The following is a 17,775-nucleotide window of genomic DNA, read 5'->3' on the forward strand; positions in this document are numbered from 1 at the left end:
GTTCTCCGGCTTTCAGCTGTGGTCTTAAAGACCGACGGCGATGACTTCACGCCCGTTGTAGTAACCGCAGTGCGGGCACAGGTTGTGCGGACGCTTGAGTTCACCACAGTTCGAGCACTCGTGATGAGCCTCGACCTTGAGCGAATCGTGCGCACGACGGTTGCCGCGGCGGTGGGGCGATACTTTCCTCTTGGGGACGGCCATGGCGGCACCTGTTCCTCAAACAATTACAATCAATTTCGGTGGCCGCCCTAGTGGAAGGTCCGGCAGCGCACAAGAGTGCGTGAACCCGAAACTTTCCGACCGTGGCGGTGAAGGCGCGCGCTATAGCGATTTTTCGCGCCTGCGCAAGCGCTGTGCGCAATCGCCGCGCCCGCATTGCCACCGGGGGCCCATCTCTATAGCCCGAGATAGGGCTCGCCAGAGAGATCGCAAGGGAGGGATCGCATGGGCATTATTCTACCCGTTACGCTGACTGCCGCCGCAGCCGCGGCTATCATCAACTTCTGGCTCGCCATGCGGGTCGGACAGATGCGCGTGAAGCACAAGGTTTCGATCGGCGACGATGCCGGCGGGCCGCTGACCGCGCGGATGCGCGCACAGCTCAATTTCGTGGAAAACACGGTCTTCGTGCTCGTGCTGATCGCGGCCATCGAACTGGCCGGCAAAGGCGGCAGCTGGCTGCCGATCGTCAGCGCCATCTACATGCTGGGCCGAATCGCCCACGGTCTGGGCATGGACGGCGGCAAGTTCGCGCGCGGTCGCAGCATCGGCGTGATCATCACCATGCTGACCCTGCTGGGCCTGGCGGTGGTTGCCGCGCTGATCGCGATGCGGGTGCTCTAACCCAGCGCGTAATCGCTGACGAAAGCGTTGGTCTTGCGTTCCTGCCCGAAGGTGCTGGTGGGACCATGACCGGGAATGAAGGTCACGTCATTGCCCAGCGGCCACAGCTTCTGGGTGATGGCGTCGATCAGGTCCTGGTGGTTGCCCATCGGGAAATCGGTGCGCCCGATGCTGCCCTGGAACAGGACGTCGCCGACGATGGCGAACTTGCTCGGCCGGTGGAAAAAGACCACGTGGCCGGGCGTGTGGCCGGGGCAGTGGATGACTTCCAGTTCCAGCTCGCCGACGGTGACCTTGTCGCCGTCTTCCAGCCAGCGGTCAGGTTCGAAGACCTGCCCGTTAACCCCGTAACGCGCGCCGTCCTCGTCAAGGCGGCTGATCCAGAAGCGGTCGCCTTCATGCGGGCCCTCGATCGGCAGGCCCAGTTCCTTGGCCAGGACGCCCGCTTCGCCGCAATGGTCGATATGGCCGTGGGTGATGAGGATCTTTTCCAGCTCCACCCCGGTCTTGGCGACCGCGGCCTTGAGCTTGTCGAGATCGCCGCCCGGGTCGACCAGCGCGCCCTTGTTGGTCTTGGTGCACCAGATCAGCGAACAGTTCTGCTGGAGCGGGGTGACCGGCACGATACCGGCTCTCATCGGGGGCATGGGCTTGTCGTTCATGGGGCATGAAATGGCGGCCTGCCGCCGCGAATGCAAGCGCGCGCGGCACGGCCTGCCGCGCCCCTTCAATGGCAATTGCCGCTCCCACGCGCTATGATGCGCAAATGGTCGCACGGGTCGCCTCTTCCACGGAGGTAAGACATGCGAAATTTCAAGACACTGGCACTCATCGCGCTGGTTACCGGCGCTTCGCCGCTAGCCGCCCAGTCAGCTGACACCGACGCGCTGATTGCCGATGCGCTGAGCGCTGCACCGGCCTCGGTCACCGACAATGCGAGCGTGCGCAACAACGACGGCACGCTGCTGCGCGAAGGCAGCAATGGCTACACCTGCTATCCGCAGGCGCCCACCATGGGGCCGCGCTGCAACGATACGGAATGGGACGCCTTCATTGCAGGCTTCATGAAGGGCGAACCCTACACGCCGAAGAAGTTCGGTGTGTCCTACATGCTCGCCGGTGAAGGCACCGCGCCCGGCACCAGCAATATCGACCCGATGGCGACCGAGCCGACCGCCGACAACGAGTGGATCAAGGACGGGCCGCACATGATGCTGATCTTCCCCGATCCCGCCATGATGGCCGGGCTGTCGACCGATCCGAAGGACCCGGTCTATGTCATGTGGCGCGGCACGCCCTATGCCCATGTGATGGTGCGGATCGAGGAAGAATAGCGCGCCCTACAGGAGCGGTGCGAGGTCGGGTTCCACCCAGTCCCGCCGCGCTTCGACCGAGAACAGGCGGTCACGCGACCAGTGGGCGAGGATCCAGTCCGACCGGCCGAGCGGGCCTGCCATCGCCTCGCGCAGGACCTCGGCCAATGGCGCGCCGCGGCGAGCATCCAGCAAGTGCTCCGTCGCCCGGAGCGAGGCGAGCGTGATCGTATGGTGATACCCCGAACTGTCGGTGTTCGGCGTGCCATGCGCCTCGTTCAGCCGGGTGATGATGGTGCGAAAACTGTCGCCGCCTGCAAGGTCTGGGCGATGGCGCAATATCTCCAGCGCGAGCGCGAAATGCGCCTCGTGCGTCCATTCGGCGCGCGGCAGGCTCGTATCCAGCACGCGGTCGGCAAGATGCGAGAAATCGGTATCCTTGGTGAAGGCAGTCATCGGGGCAATCCTTTTCGGGAGTTGCGCCCGACCGGCACGAAAAACCCCGCCGGTCGGGCGGGGTCTGGCTGGTGTCTGTGGCTTGGGACCGGAAGGATCAGCACACAGGCGCACAAACAGTCGCCGCCGTAATCGGGCGGGCCGCTTGCAGGACAGTGGTGGCGATCATTCGGGCCATGGCTAGGTGCTGCGCCCGGCGCGCAATCCTGTCAAGCCGGGCCGCAAGCGCTCAGAAGGTGATCTTCTCGTAATTCAGCGTGACCTCTTCCGCCGCGCAGCTGGCGATGGTCACGCCGGTCAGCTTCGCTTCGCCGCCACCCTCGTCATCGCCGATCAGCACATGCGGGTAGCTGGCACCTTCGGCGCAGCCGTCGAACCGGCCTGCGAAAGTCAGGGTTCCCGGCCCGTTCGAGGCCGGCACCAAGATGCGTGAGCCCTTCTCCATCGGCTTGAGGGTAACGGGGCGGTGCTGCCGCTTGCCGGTCGCCATGCCGCTGGCAGCATCGCGCGGGGCTGGCTCGGCCGTCGTCGCACGATCCTTGTGACGCAGGCGCTCCGAGACGCCGGCACGCAGGGGTACGCCCTCGGCGCTCCAGTGCAGCGGGCTGGTGTGCGCATCTTCAGTGCCCGTGCCGCCCTGCTGCACGACATGGGGCACTTCGCGGCCGCCGGTACGCGGGCTGAGAGTGATGGTCAGATAATCGAGGTGCGCCTCGCCCGAATCCTTTGTCTGCGCACCGCCATCGGCCATCTTCACGTCGATCTCATCGGGTTCGACGCCGGGCGTTGCCCGCCCGCTCTCGCCGTCGATGTCGGGAATCTTGATGTAGATTGCCGCGCTGAGCGGGGCGGCGAGCGTCAAGGCCGCAGCCAGGGTCGCAATGGTCCGGATAGTGGGCATGGACATCCTCCTCCGCGCGGCAGTGTGCCACCGATGCGGCGGGCAGGTCCAGCACGGCCTCCCAAGTGGCTAGATTCGCCCACCCTTCCACACCACGCGGCCGATAACTTCGACCTCGTGACGCGCGAGTTCGACCGGCGCATAGGCATCGTTCGCACTGATCAGCTTGATGCGGTTTGCTGCGCTCACCTGCACCTGCTTGACGTGCAGCGCGTCGCCGATGCGCACGACATGGATACCCTCGCCCGCGCGCTTGTTGCGATCGACGAAGATTTCGTCCCCGCTCCTGAGGACCGGTTCCATGCTGTCCCCTTCCACGCGGATTGCGGACAGGTCCGCACCCTCCAGCCCCATTTCGCGCAGCCACCGGCGCGAGAAACGGAAGCTGTCGAAGGAAATTTCCTCCGCCGATACCGCGCCAGGCCCGGCAGAGGCATCCAGCGCGAGCCTTGGAACGGCCAGAAAGTCGTCCGATTCGCGCGGGCGGGCGAGGTCAGGATCGGCCCCCAGCTCGACCTCGCTCACGCCGAAGAATTCGGCGAGGCGGCGGCGGTCCTGTTCTTCCAGTCGGCGCGGGCTTCCCTTGCGCACGAATTGCTGCAAGTAACTGGGATTACGTCCTAACATGGAGGAAAGAGCGGCCAGGCTCGTGCGGTTGCGTTCGGCCAGTTCGACCAGCCTGGCGCGATCTTCGCTCATTCCGTCTGCCATGCCTTAACTCCCTGCCAACCTTCGTCACCGACGCATTTCCGCGCCTCGCCGGAGAGCGATGCGGGAAAATTCCTATAGCATAGGATTTTTCCTAGACAAGTAGGATTTGGAGTGGAACGAAATAGGAACACGGCGAGCGATTCGCCTGTCAGTTCAGCTATTTGGGGAGCCTTCGCATGCTGATCCGGTCCATCGAGAAATTCCTTCGCGCCCATGACATGCCGCCGACCAAGTTCGGCAGGCTCGCGGCGCATGATCCGCGCTTCGTGCTCGACCTGCGCATGGGGCGCGAACCGCGTAGTGGGACGGAGGCGCGCATTCGCGGCTTCATGACGGGTTTCGAGGCCGGCCGCGGTGAAGCTGCGCGGGAGGTGGCCCATGTCGGCTGAGTGCACCCCACCCCAACCCCGGCGCATCCGCCCGCGCCGCACTGCCGCCGACCGGCTGCGCGATGCGCTGATGGATCTGTGCGATCATCGCGGACAGGTCCTCACCCACACCGAGAAGGCCTGGGCCAGCATCACTTTCGCGGGCACGCGCCATAGCCTCGCCCTGCTCTTCGCAGGCGACGAGGCAGTGGACGCGGGCGAGCGGTTCGTAGCCGAACTGCCCGATCACGAGTTCGCGATTGCGGGCCAGCTGGTCGCCGATGCCGGCGTGAGCGAGGTCGAGCACCGCATGGTCCCCGACCCGCGCCTGCTGGTCCGGTGCGAGCTGCTGCTGCTCGAAGACGCCTGATCAGTACCCGGCGGCAAGGTCCATCTGCGGCTGGACCGGTTCGCCCTTCTGCCACCGTTCGAGATTTTCGACGAACCTGTCGGCGCTGCGCTGGAACATCTTCGTCTGCGCGCGGCCCGACAGGTGCATGGTGACCTGCGCATTCTGCAGGTCCCACAGCGGGTGGTCTTCGGGCAGCGGCTCGGGGTCGGTCACGTCGAGCAGCGCCGCCTCGATGGTCTTTGCCTTGAGCGCTTCGACCAGCGCGTCCTGTTCGACCACGTCCCCGCGCGCGATATTCACCAGCACGGCATTGGGGCGCATGGCGGCAAGTTCGGCCGCGCCGATCATGCCCTTGGTCTCGTCGGTGGAGGGCACGGCGAGCACCACCCAGTCGAATTCGCCCAGCTTTTCGCGCCATTCGCCGGGGCGCAGCGCGCCCTCCCCGCCCGAGCGGCGCACGGGCACCACGGTCATGTCGAATGCCTCGAGCCGGGTCTTCACCAGGCTGCCGATCGCGCCCATGCCGAGCAGCAACACCCGCTCGCCCGACAGTTCACGCTTGCCCGGGCTGTCGAGCAGCCATTCATGGCGTTCCTGCGCGCGTACGACCTCGCGGTAACCCTTGGCATGGGCCAGCATCAGCATGACGACATATTCGGCGATGGTGATGGCGTTGATGCCGACACCGTTCGTCACGACCGTTCCGCGCTCCGCCAGCAGGTCGAGCGGCATGAAATCGAGCCCGGCGTAGATCGAGTTGAGCCATTTGAGGTTCGTCGCGGCGCGTGCGATTTCGGCCATCGGCTCTTTCTCGTTCAGATCGAACCAGCCGATTTCCGCTTCGGGCGCGAATTTCAGCGCCTCTTCCTTGCTCATGAACCACAGGGGCTCGACCCAATCGGGCAGGCGCGGTTCCACCAGCGGGCGGATCAGGGCGGACATAACGGCTTTGGTCATGTGTGGGACTCTCCTCTTCGGATTAAGTCCCTAACCGCAACTCAGCCCAGCTTCCACTCCCAGCCGAGCGGATCGCCGTCCATGACCTCGACGCCCTTCACGGCGAGGCTTTCGCGGATTGCGTCGCTGGCGGCGAAGTCCTTGAGAACGCGCGCTTCCTTGCGGCGGACGAGGTCAGCCTCGATTTCCGTCTCGGTAATTTCGGCAGAGACGGGCCGGATGCGCAAATCCTCGCGGGTGAGCGAAAACAGGTCGAGGCCGAGCACGCGGTCCATGTCCTCGATGACCGCACGCTTCACCCCGCCGTCGACCTTCTTGATCGCCAGCGCCTCTTCCAGCGCGACCAGCGCGATCGAAGTGTTGAGATCGTCCGACACGGCGGCGGCGAATTTCTCGCGCATCGGTGCGAACTTCTGGTGCGAGGGATCGCCTGCAAGCTCGTCCTTCAGGCGTTCGACCTGCATCACGATGCGCTTCAACCGCGTCAGTGCCGCGCCCAATCCTTCCCAACTAAACTCCAGTTCGCTGCGGTAATGCGCCTGCAGGCACATCATGCGGTAGGCGAGCGGGTGGTAGCCCTTGTCGATCAGCAGTTGCAGGCGCAGGAACTCGCCCGCGCTCTTCGACATCTTGCCGCTGCGTTCGACGAGGAAGTTGTTGTGCATCCAGATGCGCGCGCCGCTATTCTCGGCCACGTCGAGGCCGTTGGTGCAGCAATGCGCCTGGTTCTGCGCGATTTCGTTCGGGTGGTGGATCTCGCGGTGATCGATCCCGCCGGTGTGGATGTCGAAGGGGAAGCCGAGCAGCTTTCCGCCCATGACCGAACATTCGAGATGCCAGCCGGGCGCGCCCTTGCCCCAGGGCGAATCCCATTCCATCTGGCGCTTCTCGCCCGCTGGCGTCTTGCGCCAGATCGCGAAATCGGCCCCGTTGCGCTTGCCTTCGACCGTCTCGATCCGGCCTTCACCTTCTTCGGTGACAGCGCGGGCAAGCTTGCCATAATCCTGGATGGTGGAGACGTCGAAATAGAGCCCGCTATCGAGCTCGTAGCAGTGCTTGTCCGCGATGCCTTTCGCGAACTCGATCATCTCGTCGATGTAATCGGTGGCGACCGACCACTTGGCCGGCTGGCGGATATTCAGCGCTTTCACATCGGCCCAATAGGCCTCGGTATAGTGCTTCGCGATGTCCCAGATCGACTGCGCTTTCTCCGCAGCCATCTTCTCCATCTTGTCCTCACCCTCGTCCGCGTCGTCGGTCAGGTGGCCGACGTCGGTGATGTTGATGATGTGGGTGAGATCGTACCCCTTCCAGCTCAGGGTGCGGCCCAGCACGTCGGCAAAGACATAGGCACGCATATTGCCGATGTGGGGGTAGTTGTAGACCGTCGGGCCGCAGCTGTAGACGCGCGCCTCGCCCGGATGGACGGGAGTGAACGTCTCGATCTCGCGGGTGAGCGAGTTGAACAGCTTGAGCGGCGTTTCGGTCATGGCGTGCGCATTAGGTGCGCGGGAGGCTACTGCCAACCCTCCCAGCGCACGGATTCGTCCAGTCCTGCGCGTTTCACATCGAACAGGTTCACCGGCGCATCCGCATCGCGGTAGCCGATGGCCATACCGCAGAAGAAGGTATGGTCTTCCGGGATGTCGACCACCTCGCGCACCTGCGGACTGTAGGCCGCCCAGGCTTCCTGCGCGCAGCTATCGAGCCCTTCCTCGCGCAGCAGCAGCATGATGGTCTGCAGCCACATGCCGATGTCGCTCCATTGCGGCGGGCCCATGTATTTGGGCGTGTGGACCAGCATCAGCACCGGCGCCCCGAAAGCGCGGAAGTTGTTGGCGAACCACATGAGGCGCTTGGCCTTGTCCTCGCGGCTGATGCCGAGCGAGGCGTACATGTCCTCGCCCACGCCGAAGCGGCGCTCTTCGTAGGCTCCATCGAGGCCCTTGGGGTAGATGTCGTATTCGGGCTGCATCGCCGCGCGGCCCTTGGGAAACTCCAGCGCCACCCGGTCGAACAGCGCCTGCATCGGCGCACCGGTGAGCACCACGGCATTCCACGGCTGGACATTTCCGCCCGAAGGCGCACGCTGCGCCTTTTCGAGCACGCGGGTGAGCGTCTCGCGGTCGACCGGCTGGTCGGTGAATGCGCGTACGGAACGGCGGGTCTGGACTGCTTCGGTGACGTTCATCACTTCTCCACCTCGAACAATCCGGCCAACTGCTCGATAATCGTGCCGCCGAGCTGTTCCACGTCCATGATCGTGACCGAACGCTTGTAGTAGCGGGTCACGTCATGGCCGATGCCGATGGCGGCGAGCTGGACGGGGCTTTGCTTCTCGATCCACTCGATGACCTTGCGCAGGTGCCCTTCGAGATAGCCCGCCTGGTTCACGCTCAGCGTGCTGTCGTCGACCGGTGCGCCGTCGCTGATGACCAGCAAGATACGGCGGTCTTCCGCGCGCGCGAGGAGGCGGGAATGCGCCCAGAGCAGCGCTTCGCCGTCGATGTTTTCCTTCAGCAGGCCTTCGCGCATCATCAGGCCGAGGTTGCGGCGCGCGCGGCGCCAGGGCTCGTCGGCCTTCTTGTAGATGATGTGCCTGAGATCGTTGAGGCGGCCGGGATTGGCGGGGCGGCCATCGGCGAGCCATGCCTCGCGGCTCTGCCCGCCCTTCCACGCGCGGGTGGTGAAGCCGAGGATCTCGGTCTTCACGCCGCAGCGTTCCAATGTGCGCGCCATGATGTCGGCGCTGATCGCGGCGATGCTGATCGGCCGTCCGCGCATCGAGCCCGAATTGTCGATCAGCAGGGTGACGACCGTGTCCTTGAACTCGGTATCGCGTTCGATCTTGTAGGAGAGCGCATGGCCGGGGCTGACGACCACGCGGGTGAGGCGCGCGGCATCGAGCAAACCCTCTTCCTGGTCGAAATCCCAGCTGCGGTTCTGCTGCGCCATGAGGCGGCGCTGGAGGCGGTTGGCCAGCCGCGTGACGATACCCTGGAGGCCCGCCAACTGGCTGTCGAGATAGGCGCGCAGCCGGTCCAGTTCCTCGTGATCGCACAGCTCGGGCGCCTCGATCACCTCGTCGAACTTGTCGGTATAGGCCTTGTAGTCGAAGTCTTCCGGCAGGTCGGTCCACGGGCGGTTCGGGCGCACGGGCTGCATGCCCTCGCCATCGTCGTCCGAAGGGTCGCCATCGGACATTTCCTGCTCGCCTTCGACGTCCTGCTCGGCATCGCCATCGGCCTCGCCGTCGGTGATTTCGCCGCGGGCATCGCTTTCCTGCGGCTGGGCCTCGCCCTCGTCCTGTTCGTCGGTGTCCTCGTCCTGTTCGGGCGTTTCGCCGTCGTCCTGGTCCCCGTCGTCGGAGCTGCCATCGTCGGGCGTGTCCGGCAGGGTCAGTTCGAGATGGCGGAGCATGTCGAGGGTCAGGTTCTGGAAGGCCCGCTGGTCGTCGAGCGCATCGGCAAGGCCGTCCATGTCGGTGCCGATCTTGGCGAGGATATCGCCGCGCACCATGTCCACGCCCGCCTTCGCGCGGTCGGGCACGGCCTCGCCCGTCAGCGCCTCGCGCAGCATGAGCGAAAGCGCGGTCGGCAGCGGCACTTCGTTGGCCTCGCTCGCCTTGGCGATGGGGTCGGTCGCGGTGCGCAGTTCGAGCGCGGCGTCGAGATTGCCGCGAATGCCGTCGTAGCGGTTGCTGCCGATCGCCTCGTAGCGGACCCGCTCGATCGCATCGTAGCAGGCGCGGGCGATGGGTTCGGGCGGCGCGCCCTTGGCGTGCAGCGCCTCGTTGTGATGGCGCAGCTTCAGCGCGAAGCTGTCGGCAAAGCCGCGCGCCTCGGTCGCCTGGTCGCGGGGCAGGTTACGGCCCGGCAGGGGCACGCGGAAGTTCTTGCCCGACTGGCTCGGCTGGTCCGCGCTCCAGGCCACCTCGACCTCCGGCTCCTGCGCGAGCGCGCGCGCAGTGCCGGTCAGCGCCTGCTTGAAACGGTCGAGGGGGGTCTGGTCGGTCACGTGTGCCTAGTTAGGACGTCGGGATGCTTTGACCAGTCTTTTCCCAGTCGGCGACGAAGCCTTCGATACCCTTGTCGGTCAGGATGTGCTTGAACAGCCCCTTGATGACGGCAGGCGGCATGGTCGCGACGTCGGCACCGATCAGCGCGCTCTGCAGCACGTGGACGGGGTTGCGGATCGAGGCGACAAGGACTTCGGTCTCGAAGCCGTAATTGCTGTAGATCGTGACGATATCCTCGATCAGCGACATGCCGTCGAAGCCGTTGTCGTCATGACGGCCGACGAAGGGCGACACGAAGGTCGCGCCGGCCTTGGCGGCCAGCAGCGCCTGGTTGGCGGAGAAGCACAGGGTCACGTTGACCTGCGTACCGTCCGAGGTCAGTTTCTTGCAGGTCTTGAGGCCGTCGATCGTCAGCGGCACCTTGATGCAGACGTTGTCCGCGATCTTGCGGAGGGTTTCGGCCTCTTTCATCATCGTCTCGTGGTCGAGCGCGACGACTTCGGCGCTGACCGGACCATCGACGATGCTGCAGATCTCGCGCGTCACCTCGATGAAATCGCGGCCCGACTTGGCGATCAGCGAAGGGTTGGTGGTGACCCCGTCGAGGAGACCGGTGTCGGCCATTTCCTTGATGTCGGCGATGTCGGCGGTGTCGACGAAGAACTTCATGTGTGCGCGCTCCGGAAGGCGAGAGTTGGTGTCATTCGCTGCAAGGCGATTGCGCAGCGCGAGTCAAGGCTTGCGCGGCCTTAGACCCCCGCATTGCCGACGACGAAACAGGCCGCGGCGACCAGTGCGCCGGTCCAGCGATTGGCGCGGAACCGCTCGAGCGGGTTGCCTGCATCCTCGCCGTCGAGAGTCGCGACCTGCCACGCAAGATGCCACGCGGCCGGGATCAGCGCCAGCAGCGCCACCCAGTCCTCGCGGTAGAGCCAGAACGCGAGCGCCCACAGCGCAACCGCGCCGGTGTAGAACAGGGCCACCCCGCGCTTCACCCCTGCCCCCAGCCGCAGGGCGGAAGAGCGGATGCCGACTAGCGCGTCGTCCTCGCGGTCCTGCATGGCGTAGATCGTGTCGTATCCGATCACCCACAGCGCGGAGCCCGCATACATGGCGGCGAGCGCACCGAGATTGTCGACGCGGAAGTGGGTGAAGCCGACCAGCAGCCCCCAGGTGAAGACCATGCCGAGCCATGCCTGCGGCCACCAGGTGATCCGCTTCATGAAGGGATAGGCCGCCACCAGCGCAAGGCTCGCCAGCGCGACGATTTGGGCCAGCGGTTCGAGCTGCAGCAGGACGACCAGGCCGACGAGGCTCAGCGCGAGGAGCCAGCCCCAGGCGAGCTTTTTCGAGACGCGCCCGCTTGCAACCGGGCGGCTGGCGGTGCGCGCCACCTGCCGGTCGAGCTTCGCATCGACGATATCGTTGTAGACGCAGCCCGCGCCGCGCATGGCGATACTGCCGAGCAGCAGCCAGCCGAGCAAGGCGAACTGCCAGCCTGCCCCGGCCAGCCACACGCCCCAGGCGCAGGGCCAGAACAGCAACCACCAGCCGATCGGCCGGTCGAACCGGGCGAGCATGGCGAGGTCGCGTGGCAGTTGCGGCAGGCGCGCGACGATGCCGCGGTGCTCTGTATCGGGGACGATGTCGGGTGAAGCAGTCTCGCTCATGACTTGCTCCCTACCCGCCGCCGTGCCACCTGCAAAGCCATGCCCGCTACACCCGCCTGGCCCCCGAAAAGCGCCCCGCGCCTGTTCGTCGACACCCCGCTTTCGGCGGATGCGCCGGTGCAGGTGGACGGCAATCAGGCGCATTACCTCGCCAAGGTTATGCGCGTGTCGCCGGGCGACGCGGTGATCCTGTGCGACAATGCGACCGGCGAATGGGCCGCCGAGGTGCTGGAGGCAGGCAAGCGCCATGTCCTGCTGCAACCGCGCGACCACTTGCGCCCTCGCGAGCCGGTGCCCGATTTCTGGCTCTGCCCGGCACTGCTCAAGAAAGACCGGTTCGATTTCGTGCTCGAAAAGGCGACCGAACTGGGCGTTGCGCGCATCGCGCCGATGGTCACGCGGCGCTGCGTTGCCGACAAGCTCAACCTCGAGCGGGCCGGCACGATCGTGACCGAGGCGGCCGAACAATGCGCTCGCACCGCGCTGCCCGAAGTGCTGGCACCGGTGAAGCTCGATGCCATGCTGCGCGACTGGCCCGAAGACCGCCTGCTGTTCTTCGCCGACGAGGAAGGCGGGGAAAGTGCTGCCGATGCCTTCTGCCTTACCGAAGGGCCCGCGGCCCTCCTCACCGGCCCCGAAGGCGGGTTCGACGATGCCGAGCGCGAGGCGATCCGCGCCCATCCCAACGCTCGCCCGATCAGCCTCGGCCCGCGCATATTGCGGGGCGAAACGGCGGCCATTGCAGGTATTTCGGTGTGGATGGCGGAAGCGGGCGATTGGATCGGAGAGGAATAATTTCCTTTCCCTGAGAGAATCCGTTTTCTAACGCCACCCAATGAGCACGCGCGACACATCCGCCAAGGACGATCCCATCATCGAATCGCGCGACCAGCTCGTCGCGCCGATGCAGAAGGGCGAGAAGCCCAAGGACGCCTGGCGCATCGGCACCGAGCACGAAAAGCTCGTCTTCAAGCGCAAGGACCACCGCGCGCCGTCCTATGACGAGGAAGGCGGCATTCTCGATATCCTGCTGGCCTTGCGCCAGTTCGGCTGGGAGCCGGTGGAGGAAGGCGGCAAGGTCATCGCCATGCGCGGCGAGGACGGGACGGTCAGCCTGGAGCCTGCCGGCCAGCTGGAGCTGTCGGGCGCGCCGCTCGAAAACCTGCACCAGACATGCGCGGAAACGGGGCGCCACCTGTCGCAGGTGAAGGAAGTGGCGGAAGCCTTCGACGTCGGCTTCCTCGGACTCGGCATGTGGCCCGACAAGACCCGCGACGAACTGCCGATCATGCCCAAGGGCCGCTACGAGATCATGATGCGCCATATGCCGCGCGTCGGCAGCCTCGGCCTCGACATGATGCTGCGCACCTGCACCATCCAGGTGAACCTCGACTATTCGTCCGAAGCCGACATGGTGCAGAAATTCCGCACCGGGCTCGCGCTCCAGCCGCTGGCGACCGCGCTGTTCGCCAATTCGCCCTTCCTCGAAGGGAAACCGAACGGTTACCTGTCCTATCGCAGCCATATCTGGAGCGACACCGACCCGCACCGCACCGGTATGCTTCCCTTCGTGTTCGAGGACGGCTTCGGCTACGAACGCTATGTCGACTACATGCTCGACGTGCCGATGTATTTCGTCTTCCGCGACGGGAAATACATCGATGCCGCCGGCCTCAGCTTCCGCGACTTCCTCGATGGCAATCTGTCCGTCCTGCCAGGCGAAAAGCCGACAGAGAGCGACTGGTGGGACCACCTGTCGACCGCCTTTCCCGAAGTGCGCCTGAAGAGCTTCCTCGAAATGCGGGGCGCGGATGGTGGCCCGTGGAGCCGGATCTGCGCTCTCCCAGCCTTCTGGGTCGGTCTGCTCTACGACCAGGGCGCGCTCGATGCGGCGTGGGACCTCGTGAAGCACTGGACGATGGAAGAGCGCGAGGACCTGCGCAACGCGGTGCCGAAACTGGCTCTGGACGCGCCCATTCCGGGCGGCGGCAAGCTGCGCGACCTGGCAAAGGAAGTGCTCGCAGTGGCGCGTGCCGGCCTTACCGCGCGCGGCAAGCTCAACACTTCGGGCGATAACGAGACCGGCTTCCTCGAAACGCTCGACGAGATCGTGCGCAGCGGCAAGGTGCCCGCACAGGTCCTGCTCGACCGCTACAATGGCGAATGGAACGGTGACATCACCCGGGTCTACAAATACAGTTTCTGAGCGAAGGAGGACGGCGATGATCCAGATCAACGGCACGATCAAGCTGGGCAAGCCGATGGATGCCGCGACCCGCAAAGCGATGGTCGAAATGGTCCGCGCCAGCCGCGCCGAAGATGGCTGCCTCGACTATGCCTTCGCCGAAGACCTCGCCGATCCCGACACGCTGATCCTGTTCGAACGCTGGCGCGACCGCGATGCGCTGGCCGCGCACGGCCAGTCGGCGCACATGGCGGAATTCCGCGGCGTGATGGCGGCCAACCCGCCGGTGTCGCGCGAAATCAGGGTCTATGAAACCGACGAGGGCGAGCCGCTCGGCTGACCTATTCCGCCGGCTGGGCCGCCGCGGTGCCGGCGCGCGGCGTGAACAGGCGGACCAGCCGTGACAGCGGCGCGGTAATCAGCCCGTTTGCGCCCATCCACGCGTAATATTCGCGGTACTTCTCGTCCTCGGCCAGCAGGTGGGCCTCTTCCGTGCGCGCGCGCCAATAGTAGATGCCGTTCACGCACAGCAGGAAGAAGGTGTTGCGTATGGCATCGGTCATGCTGCCGTTGACCACGAGGAACGGCATCACGCTGCACCACCAGAAAAGGTTCTTCGACAGGTAGGCCGGATGCCGTGTGAAGTGGTAGGGCCCGTTTGTCAGCACGCCGCGATAGGTGAGGTTGGAAAAGCGGATGCCGAAAGCGAAGGTTGCCCAGGCATAGACTGCGGTCAGGAAGACCAGCACCCCCGCCCAGATCCACAGCACCGCCTGGTTGCCGTCGAGCCAGTAATGCCACTGCCCGACATTGTGCTCGTAGCTCATCACCTGCCCGTTCCCGAGGATGCCCCACACGAACGGCGGATAGCAGACCAGCGCGGCCAGCCAGCCGCCGAGGAAGGGGTTGCCCGACCGGATATGCGCATCCAGCGGGCGCAGCGTCACGATATAGCCGACCGCGCCGACCATCACATCGACCAGAAACAGCAGGTTTATCAACACGACCGCGAAGACGACCGGATTGCTGAGGAATTCATAGAGGTCGGCATTCACCACATTGGCGAAGTTGACCGGCACGATGGAGATCATGAAGGCGCCGAAGAACCCCTTGATGATCCAGGCGCGCCAGTGCTTCTTCACCTCGCCCGCGTCCCAGTCGTCGCGCATGAAAAGCATCGCGCCGAAATGCCATGCGTGGTCGCGAGGGTTCTTCATCACGCGGTCGAGCCACAGGACATAGGGCACCGACAGCACCACCATGGCAGCGCCCATGACGGCGAGCACCTTGAGCGCGTAGACGTAGTTCCCGCTCCAGTACCAGCGGCACAGGCAGAACAGGGCGACGAGGATCGCCCATGTGGCCCACAGGCCGGCGATCTTGGTCAGCGATGTCTCGAGGTCCGGTTTGCGCGTCTTGGCCAGCGACCAGTCGATCCCGGTGGACGGGCGCCGGTGTACCTTGTCGAGGAACAGGGACCAGGCAACCATCGGGATGGTGATGAAAACGAGGCCTGCGATGGCGGCATTGGGGCCGACCATCGGCTCGCGCGGGCCGGGCAGGTTCCAGTAATCGGCAATGCCTGCCCAGTCGCGGGCGATCCATACCCATGCGAGCAGCGCGAACAGCCCCACCAGCCCTACGGCTGGCGAGACGTCGCTCGTCGGACGGCGGTCCGGTACGGGTAGGTTCCTGTCCATTGCCACGCCCTATAGCGCGGCAATGGTAAACGGTGCGAAAACTATCGCGCCTTACCGGAAAGCGGTGATCGTGCCGCTGTCGTCGAGGACGTAGAGCGTGTTGTTCGCCACGATCGGCGGCAGGCTGATGTCGGCGTCGAGCTCGGCGAACAGCGTGGCCGAACCTTCGCCCGTGCTGATGCGCCAGATTTCGCCTTCCGAATTGACCGCCCACAGCTGGCCGCCGGCAAGCACCGGGCCCTGCCAGAAGATCGGGCCCTTCTTGTCCTCTTCGTCGCGATAGCGGGCCATCTGCGTCAGCCAGCGGACCTTGCCCGTCCCGCGCTGGATGGCGATCAGGCGCGCATCGTCGGTGAGGGCGAAGATCCATTCACCGGCAATCGCGGGGGTGGAGATACCTGCGACGTTGAGTTCCCACAGGCGCTGGCCGGTCACCAGTTCGTAGGCTGCCATGCGACCGCCCTGGCCGAGCGCATAGACGCGGCCGTTGTCGATGATCGGGTCGGCGTCGATGTCCGACAGCGCGCCGACCTGCGTCGAGATCGAGGTGCGCGCAAGGGCGTCGGCCCACAGGCTGCGGCCATTCTCGTAACGGTAGGCAATCAGTTCTCCCGAGGTGTAGCCGGCCACGACTGTGCCCTGCCCTGCGGCAGGCGCGGCGACGCCGAAAACGCCGGCCATGGTGGTCGAACCCGATTCGTCCCACTGGATGCTGCCGTCCGCAGCATTGAGGGCGAAGAGCAGATTGTCCTGCGTCATGACGAAGACGTTGTCGAAGGCGAGCGTCGGCGAGCCGCGCAGCGGGCCGCCCGGCTTGACCTTCCAGAGTTCCGCGCCGGTCTGCGCGTTGAGGGCGAAGACATTGCCTGCCCCGTCGGTGCCGTAGACCGTGCCGTTCGAATAGCTGACGCCGCCGCCGAATGCAGAGGGGCGCGTATCATCGCTTAGCTGGGTCTGGTAGCTCCAGCTGCGTGCGCCGGTCTGCGCATCGAAGGCCGAGACGCGGCCGTCGGTGCCGACGGCGTAAAGCTTGCCGCTGCCGATCACGGGCGCTGCACCGAGGCGGCGGCGGTTGTCCGCGCCGGTCACGCTGACGGTGAAGGCCCGCGTGGGGGCCTGCGAGAGAGCGAGGTGCCCGTAGCTCTTGCTCGCAGTGCCGCCGGCCTGGCCCCATTCGGCATTGGTCTGTGCCGGAGGGAGGACCACCGAAACGCCTGCCAGCGCCGGATCGACTTCCGCGCCCGTGGTGATGCGCGACAGGATGGGTTCGCGCTTGCCGACGGTCGGCGTGGTCTTCTTGCCGTCCCCGCCGCCGAACAGTCCGCCGCTGCAGGCCGACAGGCCAAGGGCGATCGCTGCGACGAGTGCGCCGCGCAGATAGGGTTTTGCGTTGGTCTGGCTCATCTTCATCCCGTCTATTCGATTATTCGGCGGCCGGCTGCTGGGCTTCGGCCTGCGGGTCGACACGCTGCGAATCGAGCAGCTTCTCGACATCGTCCACGGCATCGACGCCGAGGATGCCTGCCATGTTCAGGACCCGGGTCCTGGTGCCTTCGGGCGTGCCCTCGGCACGTGCGATCTGACCGAAAAGGGCGCCGGCTTCGGCGCGCTTGCCCTGCGCGAGATAGGCATGGGCGACGATTTCGCCCGCGCTGGCGAACAGCGGCTCGCCCGGCGTCGCCAGCGGCTTGAGCGCGGCGATGACTTCGGCGGGTTCGAGATCGTCGTATTGCAGCGTCACGCGGCGCAGCAGCGCCATGTCGCGCATGACCTTGGGTGCGCTTTCATCGTCGGCGACTTCGCCGAACAGCTTCACTGCTTCCGCGTCATTGCCTGCTTCCGAAGCGAGGCCTGCACGCAGCAGCTTGGCGGAAATCACGGCCGTGCCTTCGCCTTCCATGCCGTTCAGCTTTTCCAGCGCGGCGGCGTTGTTGCCCGCCTCCAGCTGGTCGAGCGCGACGACCAGCGCTTCGGACTGCGCTTCCATCTTCTGCTCGTTCTGGTTGTCCCACCACAAATAGCCGCCGAAAGCCGCGAGGCCGATTACCAGCGCGCCCAGCAGCGGCTTGCCGTAGCTGGTCGCGAAGCTTTCGAAATCGCCTTGGCGGACGGCGTCGTCCACCTCGCGCAGCAGGGCTTCCTGCTCGGCTGCTTCGGCGCGGGCTTTCTTTTCCTCGCGGGTCAGGTCGGTCTTGGGTGTGCGTGCCACTGCGGCGCGTGCTCCATTCAAGGCAAATGTGAAGGCGGGTCTTTAGGCATAGCGGGGGGCAAGGGCAATGCTTGAGCGGCCATGGCGCA

The 17,775-nt window shown here is 65.4% G+C and carries 21 protein-coding genes; 7 read left to right on the forward strand and 14 right to left on the reverse strand.

Translation table 11 applies throughout. The annotated features are described in order from the left end of the window. Positions 1-24: 24 nt before the first annotated feature. Positions 25-204, reverse strand: coding sequence for a 50S ribosomal protein L32 (gene rpmF, locus LCL94_RS02570; protein WP_160607606.1), 180 nt, complete (start codon positions 202-204; stop codon positions 25-27). A 243-nt stretch (positions 205-447) separates the two neighbouring features. Between rpmF and LCL94_RS02575 the strand changes: the two genes are divergently transcribed. Then, positions 448-846: an MAPEG family protein gene (locus LCL94_RS02575; protein WP_224830856.1), complete on the forward strand. Its 399-nt coding sequence runs from the start codon at positions 448-450 to the stop codon at positions 844-846. On the opposite strand, the gene LCL94_RS02580 is transcribed toward LCL94_RS02575, so the two are convergent. Continuing rightward, positions 843-1,484 carry an MBL fold metallo-hydrolase gene (locus LCL94_RS02580; RefSeq protein WP_224832643.1) on the reverse strand — a complete coding sequence of 214 codons (642 nt, stop codon included), beginning with the start codon at positions 1,482-1,484 and terminating at the stop codon, positions 843-845. The two genes, LCL94_RS02575 and LCL94_RS02580, sit on opposite strands and share 4 nt — an antisense overlap. Positions 1,485-1,649: 165 nt before the next feature. Here LCL94_RS02580 and LCL94_RS02585 point away from each other — a divergent pair, with 165 nt between their 5' ends. Next, positions 1,650-2,180 (forward strand): hypothetical protein, encoded by a 531-nt coding sequence (locus LCL94_RS02585; protein ID WP_224830857.1) that lies wholly within the window; start codon positions 1,650-1,652, stop codon positions 2,178-2,180. Positions 2,181-2,186: 6 nt separating this feature from the next. Here the strand turns inward: LCL94_RS02585 and LCL94_RS02590 are convergent, their stop codons facing one another. From LCL94_RS02590 to LCL94_RS02600, 3 genes are all read right to left on the reverse strand, one after another. After that, positions 2,187-2,615, reverse strand: a complete 429-nt coding sequence (locus tag LCL94_RS02590; protein WP_224830858.1) for a hypothetical protein — start codon at positions 2,613-2,615, stop codon at positions 2,187-2,189. Positions 2,616-2,844: 229 nt separating this feature from the next. Further along, a complete protein-coding gene (locus LCL94_RS02595) occupies positions 2,845-3,516 on the reverse strand; it encodes a type VI secretion system tube protein Hcp (RefSeq protein WP_224830859.1) in 672 nt (223 codons plus the stop codon). A gap of 69 nt (positions 3,517-3,585) precedes the next feature. Then, a complete protein-coding gene (locus LCL94_RS02600; RefSeq protein ID WP_224830860.1) occupies positions 3,586-4,227 on the reverse strand; it encodes a helix-turn-helix transcriptional regulator in 642 nt (213 codons plus the stop codon). Between the two features lie 176 nt (positions 4,228-4,403). Between LCL94_RS02600 and LCL94_RS02605 the strand changes: the two genes are divergently transcribed. Both LCL94_RS02605 and LCL94_RS02610 read left to right on the forward strand, forming a co-directional pair. Further along, positions 4,404-4,616, forward strand: a complete 213-nt coding sequence (locus tag LCL94_RS02605; RefSeq protein WP_224830861.1) for a hypothetical protein — start codon at positions 4,404-4,406, stop codon at positions 4,614-4,616. After that, positions 4,606-4,965: a hypothetical protein gene (locus LCL94_RS02610; protein ID WP_224830862.1), complete on the forward strand. Its 360-nt coding sequence runs from the start codon at positions 4,606-4,608 to the stop codon at positions 4,963-4,965. Before LCL94_RS02605 ends, LCL94_RS02610 begins: the two co-directional genes overlap by 11 nt. On the opposite strand, the gene LCL94_RS02615 is transcribed toward LCL94_RS02610, so the two are convergent. The 6 genes from LCL94_RS02615 to ubiA all read right to left on the reverse strand — a co-directional run bounded on the left by LCL94_RS02615 (position 4,966) and on the right by ubiA (position 11,592). After that, positions 4,966-5,904, reverse strand: coding sequence for a D-2-hydroxyacid dehydrogenase (locus tag LCL94_RS02615; RefSeq protein WP_224830863.1), 939 nt, complete (start codon positions 5,902-5,904; stop codon positions 4,966-4,968). It lies immediately after the preceding gene. Between the two features lie 41 nt (positions 5,905-5,945). Then, positions 5,946-7,394 carry a cysteine--tRNA ligase gene (gene cysS / locus LCL94_RS02620; RefSeq protein WP_224830864.1) on the reverse strand — a complete coding sequence of 483 codons (1,449 nt, stop codon included), beginning with the start codon at positions 7,392-7,394 and terminating at the stop codon, positions 5,946-5,948. Positions 7,395-7,420: 26 nt separating this feature from the next. Continuing rightward, entirely contained in the window at positions 7,421-8,095 is a 675-nt protein-coding gene (locus tag LCL94_RS02625) for a nitroreductase (RefSeq protein ID WP_224830865.1), read from the reverse strand. Then, positions 8,095-9,921 carry a cobaltochelatase subunit CobT gene (cobT, locus tag LCL94_RS02630; protein ID WP_224830866.1) on the reverse strand — a complete coding sequence of 609 codons (1,827 nt, stop codon included), beginning with the start codon at positions 9,919-9,921 and terminating at the stop codon, positions 8,095-8,097. The genes LCL94_RS02625 and cobT overlap by 1 nt, the downstream gene beginning before the upstream one ends. A gap of 10 nt (positions 9,922-9,931) precedes the next feature. Further along, the gene (gene fsa, locus LCL94_RS02635) at positions 9,932-10,591 is read right to left on the reverse strand and encodes a fructose-6-phosphate aldolase (RefSeq protein ID WP_160607617.1); all 660 of its coding nucleotides are present in this window, start codon (positions 10,589-10,591) and stop codon (positions 9,932-9,934) included. Between the two features lie 80 nt (positions 10,592-10,671). Then, entirely contained in the window at positions 10,672-11,592 is a 921-nt protein-coding gene (gene ubiA, locus LCL94_RS02640) for a 4-hydroxybenzoate octaprenyltransferase (protein WP_224830867.1), read from the reverse strand. 39 nt (positions 11,593-11,631) lie between these two features. Here ubiA and LCL94_RS02645 point away from each other — a divergent pair, with 39 nt between their 5' ends. From LCL94_RS02645 to LCL94_RS02655, 3 genes are read left to right on the forward strand one after another with little or no spacing between them, the layout of a single operon-like run. Beyond that, complete coding sequence (locus tag LCL94_RS02645) at positions 11,632-12,387, forward strand: 16S rRNA (uracil(1498)-N(3))-methyltransferase (protein WP_224830868.1); 756 nt, start codon at positions 11,632-11,634, stop codon at positions 12,385-12,387. A 40-nt stretch (positions 12,388-12,427) separates the two neighbouring features. Continuing rightward, entirely contained in the window at positions 12,428-13,798 is a 1,371-nt protein-coding gene (locus LCL94_RS02650) for a glutamate--cysteine ligase (protein WP_224830869.1), read from the forward strand. Positions 13,799-13,814: 16 nt separating this feature from the next. Further along, positions 13,815-14,117: a putative quinol monooxygenase gene (locus LCL94_RS02655; protein WP_222554035.1), complete on the forward strand. Its 303-nt coding sequence runs from the start codon at positions 13,815-13,817 to the stop codon at positions 14,115-14,117. Position 14,118: 1 nt separating this feature from the next. Here the strand turns inward: LCL94_RS02655 and LCL94_RS02660 are convergent, their stop codons facing one another. From LCL94_RS02660 to LCL94_RS02670, 3 genes are read right to left on the reverse strand one after another with little or no spacing between them, the layout of a single operon-like run. Next, positions 14,119-15,477, reverse strand: a complete 1,359-nt coding sequence (locus LCL94_RS02660; RefSeq protein ID WP_224830870.1) for a methyltransferase family protein — start codon at positions 15,475-15,477, stop codon at positions 14,119-14,121. 51 nt (positions 15,478-15,528) lie between these two features. Next, positions 15,529-16,887 (reverse strand): PQQ-binding-like beta-propeller repeat protein, encoded by a 1,359-nt coding sequence (locus tag LCL94_RS02665; protein ID WP_412070769.1) that lies wholly within the window; start codon positions 16,885-16,887, stop codon positions 15,529-15,531. A 13-nt stretch (positions 16,888-16,900) separates the two neighbouring features. Beyond that, the gene (locus tag LCL94_RS02670; RefSeq protein ID WP_224830872.1) at positions 16,901-17,686 is read right to left on the reverse strand and encodes a tetratricopeptide repeat protein; all 786 of its coding nucleotides are present in this window, start codon (positions 17,684-17,686) and stop codon (positions 16,901-16,903) included. Positions 17,687-17,775 lie beyond the last annotated feature (89 nt).

The organism is Qipengyuania gaetbuli (genome assembly GCF_020171365.1).
GTDB lineage: Bacteria > Pseudomonadota > Alphaproteobacteria > Sphingomonadales > Sphingomonadaceae > Qipengyuania > Qipengyuania gaetbuli_B.